Source organism: Stenotrophomonas sp. STEN021, from assembly GCF_056760175.1.
On record NZ_JBRREH010000109.1, the window covers coordinates 1 to 13968 of the forward strand.

Annotated in this window: 16 protein-coding genes; 5 read left to right on the forward strand and 11 right to left on the reverse strand. The window is 64.5% G+C overall.

Annotated features, from left to right (window positions below):
• Positions 1-275 precede the first annotated feature (275 nt).
• The 3 genes from ACVOL0_RS18415 to ACVOL0_RS18425 are packed head-to-tail and all read right to left on the reverse strand — an operon-like array spanning position 276 to position 2307.
• Positions 276-1166 (reverse strand): DUF4097 family beta strand repeat-containing protein, encoded by an 891-nt coding sequence (locus ACVOL0_RS18415; protein ID WP_481550307.1) that lies wholly within the window; start codon positions 1164-1166, stop codon positions 276-278.
• Between the two features lie 11 nt (positions 1167-1177).
• Positions 1178-1735 (reverse strand): hypothetical protein, encoded by a 558-nt coding sequence (locus tag ACVOL0_RS18420; RefSeq protein ID WP_481550308.1) that lies wholly within the window; start codon positions 1733-1735, stop codon positions 1178-1180.
• Positions 1735-2307 carry an RNA polymerase sigma factor gene (locus ACVOL0_RS18425; protein WP_481550320.1) on the reverse strand — a complete coding sequence of 191 codons (573 nt, stop codon included), beginning with the start codon at positions 2305-2307 and terminating at the stop codon, positions 1735-1737. Before ACVOL0_RS18425 ends, ACVOL0_RS18420 begins: the two co-directional genes overlap by 1 nt.
• Before the next feature lie 236 nt (positions 2308-2543).
• Here ACVOL0_RS18425 and ACVOL0_RS18430 point away from each other — a divergent pair, with 236 nt between their 5' ends.
• The 3 genes from ACVOL0_RS18430 (at position 2544) to ACVOL0_RS18440 (ending at position 5291) form a co-directional block, all read left to right on the forward strand.
• Positions 2544-3125 carry a mechanosensitive ion channel domain-containing protein gene (locus ACVOL0_RS18430; RefSeq protein ID WP_481550309.1) on the forward strand — a complete coding sequence of 194 codons (582 nt, stop codon included), beginning with the start codon at positions 2544-2546 and terminating at the stop codon, positions 3123-3125.
• 309 nt (positions 3126-3434) lie between these two features.
• Entirely contained in the window at positions 3435-4694 is a 1260-nt protein-coding gene (locus ACVOL0_RS18435; protein WP_481550310.1) for a sugar transporter, read from the forward strand.
• An 81-nt stretch (positions 4695-4775) separates the two neighbouring features.
• Positions 4776-5291, forward strand: a complete 516-nt coding sequence (locus tag ACVOL0_RS18440; protein ID WP_481550311.1) for a GNAT family N-acetyltransferase — start codon at positions 4776-4778, stop codon at positions 5289-5291.
• Positions 5292-5303: 12 nt separating this feature from the next.
• On the opposite strand, the gene ACVOL0_RS18445 is transcribed toward ACVOL0_RS18440, so the two are convergent.
• The 8 genes from ACVOL0_RS18445 to ACVOL0_RS18480 all read right to left on the reverse strand — a co-directional run bounded on the left by ACVOL0_RS18445 (position 5304) and on the right by ACVOL0_RS18480 (position 12392).
• Positions 5304-5927, reverse strand: a complete 624-nt coding sequence (locus ACVOL0_RS18445; protein ID WP_481550312.1) for a response regulator transcription factor — start codon at positions 5925-5927, stop codon at positions 5304-5306.
• Complete coding sequence (locus ACVOL0_RS18450; protein WP_481550321.1) at positions 5917-6972, reverse strand: sensor histidine kinase; 1056 nt, start codon at positions 6970-6972, stop codon at positions 5917-5919. The genes ACVOL0_RS18445 and ACVOL0_RS18450 overlap by 11 nt, the downstream gene beginning before the upstream one ends.
• Before the next feature lie 41 nt (positions 6973-7013).
• Positions 7014-7745: an MgtC/SapB family protein gene (locus ACVOL0_RS18455; protein WP_481550313.1), complete on the reverse strand. Its 732-nt coding sequence runs from the start codon at positions 7743-7745 to the stop codon at positions 7014-7016.
• 38 nt (positions 7746-7783) lie between these two features.
• Entirely contained in the window at positions 7784-10540 is a 2757-nt protein-coding gene (mgtA, locus tag ACVOL0_RS18460; RefSeq protein ID WP_481550314.1) for a magnesium-translocating P-type ATPase, read from the reverse strand.
• Positions 10537-10857: a hypothetical protein gene (locus ACVOL0_RS18465; RefSeq protein WP_481550315.1), complete on the reverse strand. Its 321-nt coding sequence runs from the start codon at positions 10855-10857 to the stop codon at positions 10537-10539. Before ACVOL0_RS18465 ends, mgtA begins: the two co-directional genes overlap by 4 nt.
• Positions 10854-11138 (reverse strand): hypothetical protein, encoded by a 285-nt coding sequence (locus ACVOL0_RS18470; protein ID WP_481550316.1) that lies wholly within the window; start codon positions 11136-11138, stop codon positions 10854-10856. Before ACVOL0_RS18470 ends, ACVOL0_RS18465 begins: the two co-directional genes overlap by 4 nt.
• A 362-nt stretch (positions 11139-11500) precedes the next feature.
• Entirely contained in the window at positions 11501-11764 is a 264-nt protein-coding gene (locus tag ACVOL0_RS18475) for a DksA/TraR family C4-type zinc finger protein (protein WP_057626528.1), read from the reverse strand.
• Positions 11765-11837: 73 nt separating this feature from the next.
• Positions 11838-12392 (reverse strand): DUF2058 domain-containing protein, encoded by a 555-nt coding sequence (locus tag ACVOL0_RS18480; protein WP_481550317.1) that lies wholly within the window; start codon positions 12390-12392, stop codon positions 11838-11840.
• Between the two features lie 69 nt (positions 12393-12461).
• Here ACVOL0_RS18480 and ACVOL0_RS18485 point away from each other — a divergent pair, with 69 nt between their 5' ends.
• Together ACVOL0_RS18485 and ACVOL0_RS18490 are read left to right on the forward strand one after the other, a co-directional pair.
• Complete coding sequence (locus ACVOL0_RS18485; RefSeq protein ID WP_481550318.1) at positions 12462-12959, forward strand: M48 metallopeptidase family protein; 498 nt, start codon at positions 12462-12464, stop codon at positions 12957-12959.
• A 66-nt stretch (positions 12960-13025) separates the two neighbouring features.
• The gene (locus ACVOL0_RS18490; protein ID WP_481550319.1) at positions 13026-13736 is read left to right on the forward strand and encodes an rRNA pseudouridine synthase; all 711 of its coding nucleotides are present in this window, start codon (positions 13026-13028) and stop codon (positions 13734-13736) included.
• Positions 13737-13968 lie beyond the last annotated feature (232 nt).

Consider the following 13968-nt stretch of genomic DNA (forward strand, 5'->3'; position numbering starts at 1 on the left):
CGTTTTTGTGTGTTGTGTTTTAATTTTTTTTCATTCCCCTTTGGGGGGGGGGGGCCGCTCCTTGTGGTTTTTGGGCCCCCGTGGGGGGGCCACTACAGAAACCGCACCAGCCCGCGGGGCGTGCTGATCCGCGGGCTGGTGCGGCGTATACCGCAACGCTGGGGAACCAGAAGCCGACAGCGCTCCCCCTCCCCCCCCTTTGCTTCGCAAAAGGGAGGGGGCAGAAGCCTTCCTCCCCAACTCTCCCCTTGCCTGCGGCAAAGGGAGGGCAGCAATCAACGGTCCAGACTCACCCGCACGCCACCCGAATGCGACTGGATGGAGATATCGCCGTCGCCACCACCAATCCGCGCGTCCAGGTTCTTGCCCGGCCCATAGCGCGGGCTCTCCACCTGGCCTACGTCGGAGCGGATGCTGCCGCTGAAGGTGCTGACCTTCAACTGCGCCGACGTGCTGGCCGGCAGGCTCAGTGAAACCGAGCCACTCACCGTCTCCAGATTGACCCGACCACCGGGCTGCAAGCCAGCGCTGCGCACGCCCAGGCTGCCAGATACCGACTCCGCATTGAGCCGCTGCACCTTGGCCAGATCCAGGGTGATGCCGCCAGACACGGTATTGGCCGAGACCTCACCACCGCTGGCACCGACCGCATTGATGCCACCGCTGACCGTTCTGGTCTCCAGACGCGATGTCTGCAGCTGCGAGCGGATCGCGCCGCTGACCGTGGTCAACTCGGCTTCACCAGCACGACCATTGGCGGTGATGTTGCCGCTGACGGTGCTGCTCTGCAGGCGGCGCAAGTCCACCTCAGACACATCCACCATCGCGCTGACGGTACTGGTCTGCAGCTGCGCAGCGCGCGGCACGCGCAGCTCCAGCACCGCGCCACGGCTGCTGCGGCCGTTCTGCGGGTAAACCACTTTCAATGCCACCCGGTTGGCGCTGCTTTCCACCTCCAGCCGCTGGCCGTCGCCCAACGAGCCGGTAAGCTGCACTTCGTTGCGGTCCCAGCCACGCACGGTGACTGAACCGGCCACATTGCTCAGTTCCACGCGGCCACCGCTGGACAACGGCAGATTACGATTGACCGCCGTCTGCGCAAATGCGCTGGTCAGCGGGGCCAGCAGCAGCGCTGTGGCGATCAGATTGCGGATGCAGGCTTTCATCAGGTGCTCCTTCAAGTCGAGAGTCCGGTCGGGTTGACGCCCTTGCGGGTGAGTTCCAGCCGCAACGCGTAGGTACGCTGCAACTGTCCAAGTAGAAATGCGGCATCGGGGCTCTGGGCGATGGCGCTGCGGATACTGCCTGCACTTTCGTCAAGCTCGCGCAGTGCCGGCTGCAGCTCCGCCGCCAGGTTGTCCTGCGGAATCGTTGCCATCGCCTGCCGGTATTGATAGGTGATGGTGTTGGCCTGATGCTGCAGTGAAGACTCTTCCACCGACACCGACACCGCAGGCTGCTGCGGCAACAGCGAAACACTGGCCACACCGACCAATGCGACAACCACCGCCGCCACGGCATAACGCGGCCAGTGGCGCTGCGACGTCCGCCGCACCGGCGCAGCGCTCACAGATGGAACGGGGGCTGCAACTGTCTGCTGGTCACGCGGGACCTGCTCCAGCTCCGCGACAATGCGCTGCCACACCGCAGCCGGGGGTACCCGCTCCGCAGGCAGCCCGCGCAGGCGCTGCGCCAACTCATCAGCGTGATCGCGGTCGTCTTCGTAGTTGTTCATCATGCGTCTCCAAGCCGCGCCCGCAACAAACTGCGCGCGCGGTGCAACTGGGCCTTTGAACTGCCAACCGCCATCTGCAGTTCCACAGCAATTTCCTGGTGTTTCCAGCCTTCAATGTCATGCAGCACCAACACCGCGCGGGCGCGTGGCGGCAGCGTCAACAGCGCGCGTTCCAGGTCCATGCCGGTGGCATGGCAGCGGGGCGGCTCGGCCATTTCAGCCAACACCTCCATCCCGGATTCGCCGATATCCAGCGATTCAAACGTCGCCGCACGCAGCTCCATCAAGGCCGTATTCACCGCCAAACGGTGCAACCACGTGGCCAACGCGCTCTCGAACCGGAATTGCGGCAGCTTGCGCCAGGCCTGGATGAAGGTTTCCTGCAGCACATCCTCGGCGCGCGCCGCGTTGCCACCGCACAAACGCCACAGCAGGGCATACAGACGCGGCGAGTGGCGCCGGTAGATGCGCTCGTAGGCACGGGTATCTCCGGCTGCGGCGGCACGGGCCAGCGCAGCGTCGTCGACGACGGGCGGTGAAGGGGCGGCGGTAGGCACGGTGGCGTCGAGCATATCCATTGGATGCGGCAAGCAGGCAAAAGGTTTAAAGCCGGTTCAATTCTTTGCCGAACTGGCCTGCCGACACGCTGCGACTGGCAGCGAACGCCACACTGGCCGACAATCGGCGCTCGCCAAGCGTTGCCGCCGATGTTGCGCAACCCCGTCATTACGCCTGGCGATGCGTTTGGCGCCGGCCAGCCGCACCACCTCCAATGCAGCGAAACACCGTCGTACCGCAAGGAAACCGCATGAAGCACTACCTCCCCGCCTCTATGCAGCAATGGATTGACCCCATCAACACCGGCCTGGGCATCCTGCTGATCCTGATCGTGGCCTGGCTGCTGCGCCTGTTGACCCGCCGCCTGCTGGCGCGACTTGGCCGGCACTACACACTGCCGGCACAGATCGAGATGGCGATCCGGCGGCTGTCCAATTTCGTCATCGGCACCGTGGCTCTGATTGCCATCCTGCAAAGACTGAACGTGCAAGCCAGCGTGCTGTGGACCGCGTTTACCGGCTTCGCAGCGGTAGGCGCGGTGGCGTTCTTTGCCGCCTGGAGCGTGCTCTCCAACATCTTCTGCACCTTCCTGATCTTCACCACCCGTCCATTCCGGCTCGGGGACCAGATCGAGCTGCTGGAAAACGGTGAAAAGCCCGGTCTGAAGGGTGTGGTCACCGACATCAACCTGATCTACACCACCCTGCACGAGGTTGGCGGCCCGAGCGAAGGCACCTTGATGCAGATCCCCAACAGCCTGTTCTTCCAGCGTGGCCTGCGGCGCTGGCGCGGCGGTGATGCGACGCCAACCAGCGTGCGTGGCGACGGCTGAGCGCGCAGCACCCGAAGTCGGCGATTACCGTTGCACGACGCTTGCTCCGGCGCCGGCCCTGACTCTGACCCAGGCGTGTCATCCTCGCGAAGGCGGGGATGACACGCAAGGCAAGAGCCTGAGGCACAAGCAAAAGCCAAAACCCGAACCAAAGCCAAGGCCAGAGCCGGTGACAACAGCAAATCCCTCACCCACCTGAACACCGCTACGCCAGCAACGCACCGATCCACAGCGTTCTGCTCGCGTCCACACAGCCCGTGCGAAAATTGCCGACATTGAGCGACCGGCCCGGTCGCAAGCCGGCACGCAATGTCCTCCTCTTCCGATACCTCATGCCCTGCCCCGCAGGCAGGCGACGCTTTTGCCGTTGCTGAAAGCCAGAATCCGCGCTCCGACCGCCAGCGTTGGCTCAGCGTGGTCGCCTTGGCCTTGGCTGCCTTCGTCTTCAATACCAGCGAATTCGTCCCGGTTGGCCTGTTGAGCGACATCGGCGCCGACTTCGGCAAGCCGATCGAGCACGTCGGCCTGATGCTGACCATCTACGCCTGGGTAGTCGCACTGACCTCACTGCCCTGCATGCTGCTGACCCGTAACTTCGACCGGCGCAGACTGCTGCTGGGTGTGTTCGCGCTGTTCATCCTCAGCCACCTGCTCTCAGGCATTGCCTGGAGCTATCCAGTGCTGATGGCCAGCCGGGTTGGCATTGCGCTGGCACATGCGGTGTTCTGGTCGATCACTGCCTCGCTGGCGGTGCGCGTGGCGCCACAGGACAAGCGCCCGCAGGCCCTCGGCCTGCTGGCAACCGGCACCTCGGTCGCGATGGTGCTGGGCATCCCGCTGGGCCGCATCGTCGGCGAGCTGCTGGGCTGGCGCATCACCTTCATGGCCATCGGCGGGGTCGCCCTGTTGGTGATGCTGGTGCTGGCGCGCCTGCTGCCGGCGCTGCCCAGTCAGAACAGCGGCTCTGCCAGCAGCATCCCGTTGCTGCTGCGCCGTCCGGCCTTGATGGCCTTGTACCTGCTGGTGATGGTGGTGGTATCGGCGCAGTTCACCGGCTACAGCTACATCGAACCCTTCGTTCAGAACATCGGCGGTTTTGATGCGCATGTGACCACCTTGGTACTGCTGTTGTTCGGCGGCATGGGCTTCATCGGCAGCGTGCTGTTCTCGCGCTATGGCCTGCGCTGGCCGCGCGGCTTCCTGTTGAGCGCGATCGGCACTCTTGCTGCCAGCCTGTTGCTGCTGCGCACTGGCCTGCACAGCAGCTGGCTGCTGTATGCATTGGTCTCGGTATGGGGCGTTGCGATGATCAGCTTCGCCCTGTCGATGCAGTCCAAGGTGCTGAATCTGGCCGCCGATGCCACCGATGTGGCGATGGCCTTGTTCTCTGGCATCTTCAATATCGGCATCGGTGCCGGTGCATTGATCGGCAGCCAGGTGAGCCTGCAGCTGGGTATGCAGCACATCGGCCTGGTCGGCGGCCTGATTGCCACTGCCGGTTGGCTCTGGTGCCTGTTCGCGATGCTGCGCTGGAGCGGCAGTTTCCGCCTGGGCAAACCCTCCGCCTGAGTTGGGCGGAGGGCATGCCGCTTGCTCCCAGCAGCGGATATGCTTGCGCCCTGGTGCCTCATTGAACGCAGGGAGAGCAGGATGGACGCAGCGTTGATGCTTCGCGATGCAGCCCCCGCTGATGCGGTGCCCTTGAGTGCGCTGGTCACGCCACTGGCCCGGCATCTGCTGGATAGGGACACCGGCTCCAGCGCCCATGCCTTTGTTTCCACGCTGACGCCGGAAAGCTTCCGGCTACGGCTGACATCCACGCAGTTCGCCCACTACGTGGTCATGGATGGCGACACCCTGTGCGGCATGATCGCCATGCGCGAAGGCAGCCATATCCACCACTTGTTCGTCAGCACTGCCACCCGCAAGCGTGGCATCGCCAGGATGTTGTGGGAGCACGCACTGCGCATCCACGGCCGGCAGCCGTACACCGTCAATTCCTCCGAGCTCGCCGTGCCGATGTATGAGCGGTTCGGCTTTGTCGCCAAGGCGGCGCCGCAGACCGTCAAGGGTGTGCGTTTCGTATTGATGGAACGTCCCCGCCTGGTCAAGCCGGTCATCCAGAAGCAATACCTCAATGCCGTACTGGCCAAGCCGCAAGCCTGAGCCAGGCGGTTGCTAGGGCGTGTGCGGCAATAGATCGTACATGCGCACCAGGTCGACCAGGCTACGCGCCTCCATCTTGCGCATGACCTGCCCCCGTCGCACCTTGACGGTGATCTCGCTGATGCCAAGATCCGCAGCGATCTGCTTGTTGAGGCGTCCACGCACCACCCCTGCCAGCACCTGCCGTTCACCAGCACTCAGGCCTTGCCAGCGCGCCAGCAGGGCCTGCTGCGCGCTTTGTTCACTGCGCTGCTGCAGGCTTGCATTCAACCCATGGTTGATCGCGTCCAGCAGCTCCTGCTCACGGAATGGCTTGGTGAGGAATTCGATTGCACCGGCCTTCATCGCCGCCACGCCCATTGCGATATCTCCGTGCCCGGTGATGAAGACAGTAGGCAAGGCCAGCCCGTCCGCCTGCAGTCCGCGGTGGAATTCGACCCCGCCCTGCCCGGGCATGCGCACGTCCAGCACCAGGCAGGCCGGTCCGTCGGCTCGACGATGGCAAAGAAAATCGGCCGTCGAAGCGAACGCCAGCACCTGCAAGCCTACCGAGGCCAGCAGGTCCTCCAGTGCCGCGCGGACCGACGGATCATCGTCGATCACATAGACCACCGGCACCGCAACCTCAGCGGGCATGGGCCACCTCCGCCATCGGCAGGTCAAGCAGGAAGCGCGCGCCACCACCCTGCGCCGGTTCACCGCTGATCCTGCCAGCATTGGCCTGGGCGATGCTGCGGCTCAGGCTCAGCCCCAGGCCCAGCCCGTCCTTCTTGGTGGTCCAGAAGGCATCGAACAGGTGTTCCATCTGCACGCTATCCAGCCCGCTGCCGTGGTCGCGCACGCTCAGCCGCACGTACTGGTCATCCAGCCGCCGTAGCGCCAGCTCGATCCGGCGATCGGCATCGGCATTGGCCTGTTCCATCGCATCGACGGCATTGACCAGCAGGTTCGCGATCAGCTGTTGTACCTGGGCGCGGTCAGCCCACACCGCCGGCGGCATCTCCAGTGCATCCAATTGCACGTCGATGCCCTGCCGATCGAGGTCAGCGCGCGACAAGGCCAACACCTCGCGCAAGGCATCACCCAGGTCGAAGGCCGACGCCTGCGGTGGTTCACCACGGACCAGGCTGCGCACGCGCGCAATCACCTCACTGGCGCGATGGGCATCGGCGCGGATACGTGCCACGGTCTGGATTGCCTTGTCCGCGTTGGGGGGGGCTTGCCGCAGCCAGCGCTCGGCTGCCTCGGCGCTGGTGGCGATGGCCGCCAGCGGCTGGTTGATCTCATGGGCGATGGATGTGGTCAGCTCGCCCATCGTGGCCACCCGCGCCACCCGCAACATCTGTGCCTGCGCGTGGTCTGCGGTGGCCTTGGCTGCCTCCATTTTCAGCACCAGCCAGGTGACCGAGACAATCACCAGCATGCCAATCAGCGAGTTGACGATGCCCAGCCGCAATGCGCCGAAACGGGTGAAGCCGAAGCTCACCGCCACCAGCACGATGCAACTGGCTGCCAGCCAGCACAGCGCGCGCCGGCGCAGGCTGCCCGAGGCTGCCAGGATCACCGCAGCGTACAGGCATGGGGCAGCCACCGCGTAGTCGGTCAAGGTGTCGATCACGAAGATCGCCGCCATCACCAACAACAGCACCAGCCGCTTGAGATGCGTATCCAAGGTAGGGATGTGCATGGCGTCCTCGCAGTCCATGGAGCGTCGGCGGATGCTCAATCCTCGACGGTAGCGTTCCAGAAGCTCTGCGATACGCCCTTGGTCGACGACAAGGCGGCCATCACCTGGTCCAGTTCAGCCGAATCCACGGCCGTGGCGTACAGCACTGCCTCCACCTCCACATCATCGTCGCCAAAGGGCTGCTGCTCAACCGAACGCACCGGGTAGTGCGCCTGTTCCAGCCGTTCCAGCAACTGAGCCACCACGTGCGCCTGGCTGTCGCGCTGGCAGATCACGTACGCCGCATAGGTAGCCTCGGCAAACTGCTCGCGCAAAGGTTGCCGGTGGATGCGGTTGACCACCGGGCGCAGCAAGGTATTGGCAGCCAGCACGAACAGCGCGGCCAGCAACGCCTCCGGCAACAGCTTGGCCCCGGCACAGGCACCGACAGCGGCCGAACCCCACAGCGTGGCGGCGGTATTGAGGCCGGACACCTGCGCACCCTCTTTCATGATGGCGCCCGCGCCCAGAAAACCGATGCCGGAAATGACATACGCAATCACCTGCATCGGCGTGGTGGAGCCACCATGCAGATCGTAGAAGCGCACCGCAAGGTCGACGAACACCGCCGCCCCCAATGCCACCAGGGTGTTGGTCCGCAGGCCGGCAGTACGTTGCCGCAACTGCCGTTCCAGGCCGATCACCGAGCCCAGCACGAAGGCGGTCGCCAGGCTGATGAAGGTGCTCAGGGTTGCCCCGGGGTCGAAAGCAGGCAGGTTCAGGTCCATCGGCGTGCGGCGCTCCTGTTCGGCGATCCTTGGCTGGGCTACCAGCCGAAGCGGCGGATATAGATCTTCTTCAATACCGTAGTCAACGCGGCGTAACCCACCAGCAGCAGCACCAGGCAGGGCCAATAGCCCGCGGGCAGCGGCTGCATGCGGAAGTAGCCGGCCAATGGTCCCATCGGCAACGCGATGCCCGCCAACATGATCACACCGGTCATCACCAACAGCGGCGGCGAGGCAATGCTCTGCAGGAAGGGCACCTTGGGGGTTCGGATCATGTGCACGATCAATGTCTGGGTGAGCAGGCCCAACACGAACCAGCCAGATTGGAACAGGCTCTGCTGGTCGGGCGTGCGGGCATCGAACACATACCACATCAAGGCGAAACAGAGGATGTCGAAGATCGAGCTGATCGGCCCGAAGAAAAGCATGAAGCGGCCGATCCCGGCGGGGTCCCACTTCAGCGGCCGCGCCACCAGCTCACGATCGACGTTGTCGAATGGAATGGCAATCTGCGAGATGTCATACAGCAGGTTCTGCACCAGCAACTGCAGCGGCAACATCGGCAGGAACGGCAGGAATGCCGATGCCACCATCACCGAGAACACATTGCCGAAGTTGGAGCTGGCGGTCATGCGGATGTACTTGAGCATGTTGCTGAACGTGCTGCGCCCCTGCATCACGCCGTCCTCCAGTACATGCAGGCTTTTCTCCATCAGGATGATGTCGGCAGCCTCCTTGGCGATATCCACGGCGCCGTCGACGCTGATGCCGATATCGGCCGCCCGCAGTGCAGGGGCATCATTGATACCGTCACCGAGGAAGCCAACCACTCTGCCCTGCGCACGCAGGCAGCGTACCAGCCGCTCCTTGTGCAGGGGAGTCAACCGTGCAAATACGCTGTTGTCCCGCAGTGCACGCTCCAGCGCTGGCGTATCCATCCGCTCGATCTGCGGCCCGGTGATGATCGTGCCAACCGCCAGGCCCACCTGCGAGCACACACGTGCGGTCACCAGCTCGTTGTCGCCGGTCAATACCTTCACTTCCACACCGTGTTCGGCCAGTGCCTGCAATGCCGGGGCCGCGGTGTCCTTGGGTGGATCAAGGAAGGCAACGTAACCAATCAGGGCCAGGTCGCACTCGTCGGCGCGGCCGTAGGCGCGACTACTGGCCGGCAACTCCTTCATCGCCACTGCCACTACCCGCAATCCTTCCTCGTTCAATTCCTCGGTGGTCTGCCGCACCCGCGCCAAACGCGCGTCGTCCAGTTCAAGGTCGTGGCCATCCAGGCGCATGCGCGAGCACACCGACAGCACTTCCTCCACGGCACCCTTGCAGATCAGCTCGTGGTGATCGTCCCGTTCGGAGACCACCACCGACATGCGCCGGCGTTCAAAATCAAAGGGGATTTCGTCAACCTTGCGGTAGTCCTGGGCGACGCGCAGCGCGTGCTGCATTTCCACGTGCTCCAGCACCGCACGGTCAAGCAGGTTGCTCAGGCCGGTCTGGTAGTGGCTGTTGAGGTAGGCGTACTTGAGCACGTCCTGCGAATCACCGCCGCTGACGTCGGTATGCCGCTCCAGTGCGATTCTGTCCTGGGTGAGCGTGCCGGTCTTGTCGGTGCACAGCACGTCCATCGCGCCGAAGTTCTGGATCGCATCCAGGCGCTTGACGATCACCTTGCGTCGCGACAACTGCACCGCACCCTTTGCAAGGGTGGAGGTGACGATCATCGGCAGCATTTCCGGGGTCAGGCCAACCGCCACCGACAACGCAAACAGGAAGGCATCCAGCCAGTCGCCCTTGGTCAGGCCGTTGATGAGCAGCACGATCGGCACCATCACCGCGGCGAAACGGATCAACAGCCAGCTCACGCTGTTCACGCCAGCCTGGAATGCCGTTGGCGCGGTTTCAAGATGCGTGGTGTGCTGGGCCAGAGTGCCAAAGTAGGTGCTGTTGCCGGTCGCCAGCACCAATGCAGTGGCGCTGCCGGAAACCACGTTGGTGCCCATGAACAGCAGATTGGACTGCTCCAGCACGGTGCCGCCGTCCTGTGCTGCGTCAACGAACTTCTCCACCGGCAACGACTCACCGGTCATCGCCGCCTGCGCGACGAACAGGTCCTTCGCACTCAATACACGGCAATCGGCGGGAATCATGTCACCGGCCGACAGCAGCACATGGTCGCCCGGCACCAACGCACGGATCGGCACTTCCACTGCGACCGACGCCGTCGCCGAATGCAGCTGCACGCCGAAATACTGTCCGGCCAGCTCCGCCGCTTCGGTGCCGTGCGAACGGCGCAGCACCCGCACTGTGTTGCTCACCATCGCCTTCAGCCGTTCGGCGGCACGGTTCGAACGCCCCTCCTGGACGAATCGGATCAGCGTGGACAGGGCGACCATCGCGCCGATGATGGTTGCCGCCTTCATGTCCTCGGTGAACCAGGACACCACCGCCAATACGGTGAGCAGTAGATTGAACGGGTTGCGGTAGCACTGCCAAAGGTGCCGCCACCAAGGCAAGGGCTTCTGATGGTCAACCTCGTTGGGACCATGCCGATGGAAGCGTTCGGCCACCTCGGTCATGCCCAGGCCGTCGGCGTGCGACTGCAGTTGCTGCAAGGCCTGCTCCGGCGTCGCCAGCGCCAGCTCGGTCAAGCGCTGGGTGTAACCGGCGGGAAGCATCGCGGTGCCACCGCGCAGCTCCGTGGCATCGGGCATGCGCCGCCGCCCGAATAGGCCGGCCACGCGGCGGCTGCGCAGGAAGGTGTCGAACCAGCTTTTGAAGATGTTCATGCGCATGCCCCATGTTTGCCTGCCATCGATCGCAACTGACGCGATGGTGGTGCGGCAGGTACTACCTGCCAGCGCAGCCAACGCACGCCGGGATGCGCATCCATTGCCGACACCAGCGGTGCCGGCAGTTGGCCGCGCCGGGCATGGATCGCCAGCCCCAGCTCGACCTCGTCGAGATTGCGGTGCAGATAGAGCAAGCTGCCCGCGCCGGCCCGCAGCAGTCGCCGCAGCCATGGTTCAAACTGCGGCCCGCCACCCTGGTGCAGCTGCAGTTGGATGCGGTGGTGACGCAGCGCACTCCGGACAAGGGTGTTCATGCGTGCGCTCCCGGCAGTTGATTGCCCAGGCGGTAGTCGGGGCGAGCGCGGTACAAGGGCCGCAGGTCGTCACGCAAAGCCAAGGGCAGATGGCGGATGACGCCGGGTCGTTCGCCCAGCGGCAACAGCGACAGCGCATCAGCACGCACGCGCGGGGAGCAGCATTGCAGGGCGGCGGCAAACGCAGGACCGCCTTCGCTCAACAGCAGGTCGCGCAATGCACGAACGTCACGGCGCGCGACGGCGCGGCGCAGCGTGATATGGATCAGTTGCAGGATCATCGGGAAGGCCTCGGCCACGGGGCAGCGGCCTTCCCGGCGCTCAATCAAGCTGCCGTGCGGAATTCAGGGCCGGATGCCGGTCATTGGGAAAATTGGGGGGGGGGCACGCCTTGGTGCGGTTCTGGGCCAGGGTCCATGACGATGAACTCCTCTGTCGGTGGAAATCCGAGGCCGTTGCAGCCTCGCCGGATGCCAGAATTATCCGGATTCATACCGCCCACCCCCAGCCTACCTTGGCATGGCCGGGATATACCTTGGTATATCCACTCTGCGGCTACCTTGGTATATCCACTCAACGGCTACCTTGGTACATCCACTCAGCAACTACCTTGCTATAGCGAGCGCGCGAACCGGCTGCTGCATCAGCGCAGCTGACTGTCCTTGCTGCCGCGCCGGTTGTAACCGGCAAACGCCTCGTCTTCGTCCTGCGCCTGTTGGCAGGCCACGCACAGCCTTACCCCGGGTACGGCCTTGCGCCGCGCCTCGGGAATCGGTGCATCACATTCTTCGCAATGTTCCAGCCCCGGGCCGCTGGGCATGCGGCTGCGCGCACGCTTGATCGCGTCCTCGACGGTGGCATCAATCTGATCCTGAACGGCGGTATCGCCCGCCCAACCGGTGGCCATGATCGCTGGCTCCGTAGTGACCGAACCCCAGCCTAGCGCAGTTGCGCCAAGGCTGGGTAAACGCGGGTGGAACTCACCACATCAGGTCGTCAGGCACCTGGAACTGGGCGTAGTACGCGTCGTCCTCGGCATTGCCGGTGGAAATCGGCGTGTCCACACTCTGGCCGTGATCGAGCACGATCAGGCCGGCGTCACGCTCGCGCACCTTTTCCGCCGCCATGCGCGGCAGCAGTTCGAAACTGTCGCCATGGCGGGCAATCACCAGCGCACCATTGGCCAGCTGGGTACGCAGCGCCTCGGTGACCAGCATGGTACGGATCACTGCGCCATCGTTGAAACGGTATTCCAGCTCGCCGGCGCGCGGCAGCTTGCGGTCGGCGATGATCTGCCGGGCCTGCGCGCGCAGCTCATCAGCGCGGCGCTGGGCGTTGTGCTCGGCGGCCAGCTGACGGTCCTTTTCGGCTTTTTCGGCACGGGCGCGGTCGGCCTCGCGCTGGCTTTCGGTTGCGTTGACCGGGCCCTTGCCGTGGCGCGCCTTGACCTGCTCGCGCGCCACCTGCGAGACCTGTGACTTCTTCACCAGGCCAGCCTTGAGCAGCTGTTCCTGCAGTGGATTACCCTTTGCCATCGTCGTTGTTCATGGTTCTGTTGCCGAGGCTGCCATCATAGCGGCCCGCCCGGTCCTGCCCAAATGCCCATGCTTGCGCTGAAATACCTGAATGGCTACCCCGAACACCTGCAGCAGCGCGCCCGCGAGCTGCTGGATGCGGGCAAGCTGGGCGAGGCCGTCCGCAAGCGCTACGCCGATCCCAACCCGGTGCGCAACGACCGCCAGCTGTATGACTACGTGCAAGCGATCAAGGAGCGCCACCTGCGCCAGTCGGTGCCGTTGGGCAAGGTGTTGTACGACGGCAAGCTGCAGGTGGTGAAACACGCACTGGGCACGCATACCGCCATTTCCCGCAACCACGGCGGCAAACTCAAGGCCAGCCGCGAGATCCGCATTGCCAGCGTGTTCCGCGAGGCCCCGGCGCAGTTCCTGCGGATGATCGTGGTGCACGAGCTGGCGCACATCAAGGAGGCCGACCACAACAAGGCCTTCTACCAGCTGTGCCTGCACATGGAGCCGGATTACCACCAGCTGGAGTTCGACCTGCGCCTGTATCTGACTGCCCTGGAACATGAACCCGGCTGAGCCGCCCATCGCCCGACTCCCGCCACAGCGCTACACTCCCCGCCCTTCGTAGAACCCATTGATGCCATGACCACCCCTATCCGTCTCGACAAGCGCGTTGCCGCGCAGCTGCAGTGCTCGCGCTCGCAGGCCCAGCAGTACATCGAAGGCGGCTGGATCAGCGTCAACGGCGTGGTGGTGGAAACCCCGCAGACCATGGTCAGCGAGGAAGTGATCACCCTGGCCGCCGAAGGCAGCACCGAGGCTGCGGAAGCAGCCACCTTCCTGATCAACAAGCCGGCCGGCTGTACGGCCGAGCAGTTGTTCGCACTGCTGGCCGAGAAAAACCGCTTTGCTGACGATGCCTCCGGCATCCGTCCGCTGCGCCGTCACTTCCAGCGTCTGGACTATCTGATGCCACTGGACGATGCCGCCAGCGGCTTGGTGGTCATGACCCAGGACTGGCGTGTGCGCCGCCACCTGCAGGAGTCCGGCTACAGCCTGGAGCAGGAGTTCGTGGTCGAAGTCAGCGGCGAACCCACCCCGTGGGCGATGCCCAAACTCACCCATGGACTGATCTACGAAGGCCGCAGCCTGCCGCAGGCCAAGGTCAGCTGGCAAAGCGAGCAGCGCCTGCGTTTTGCAATCAAGGACGTGCGCCCGGGGCAATTGCAGTTCATGTGCAGCCAGGTTGGCCTCAAGGCCGAACAGATCCGCCGCCTGCGCATCGGCCGTATCGGCCTGAGCAAGATGCCCGAAGGCCAATGGCGCTATCTGGCCGCCGAGCAGAAGTTCTAGGCCAAGGCCCGCGTGGGCTTTGTAGCAGCGGCGGCGTCCAGCACCTGCCGTTTTGTGGGAGCGGCGTCAGCCGCGAAGCTGGCAATACATCTGGCCACACCACAAAAACGGCATCACGCGATGTGCAGTCACAGGCGTTCCGCGCGCTGTCGGTTCACCGGCTTGGGGGGGGGCCCCCCGCCCCCCACCACCCCCACCGGTTACACGCCACCGCCACCCCCCCCCCCGGGCC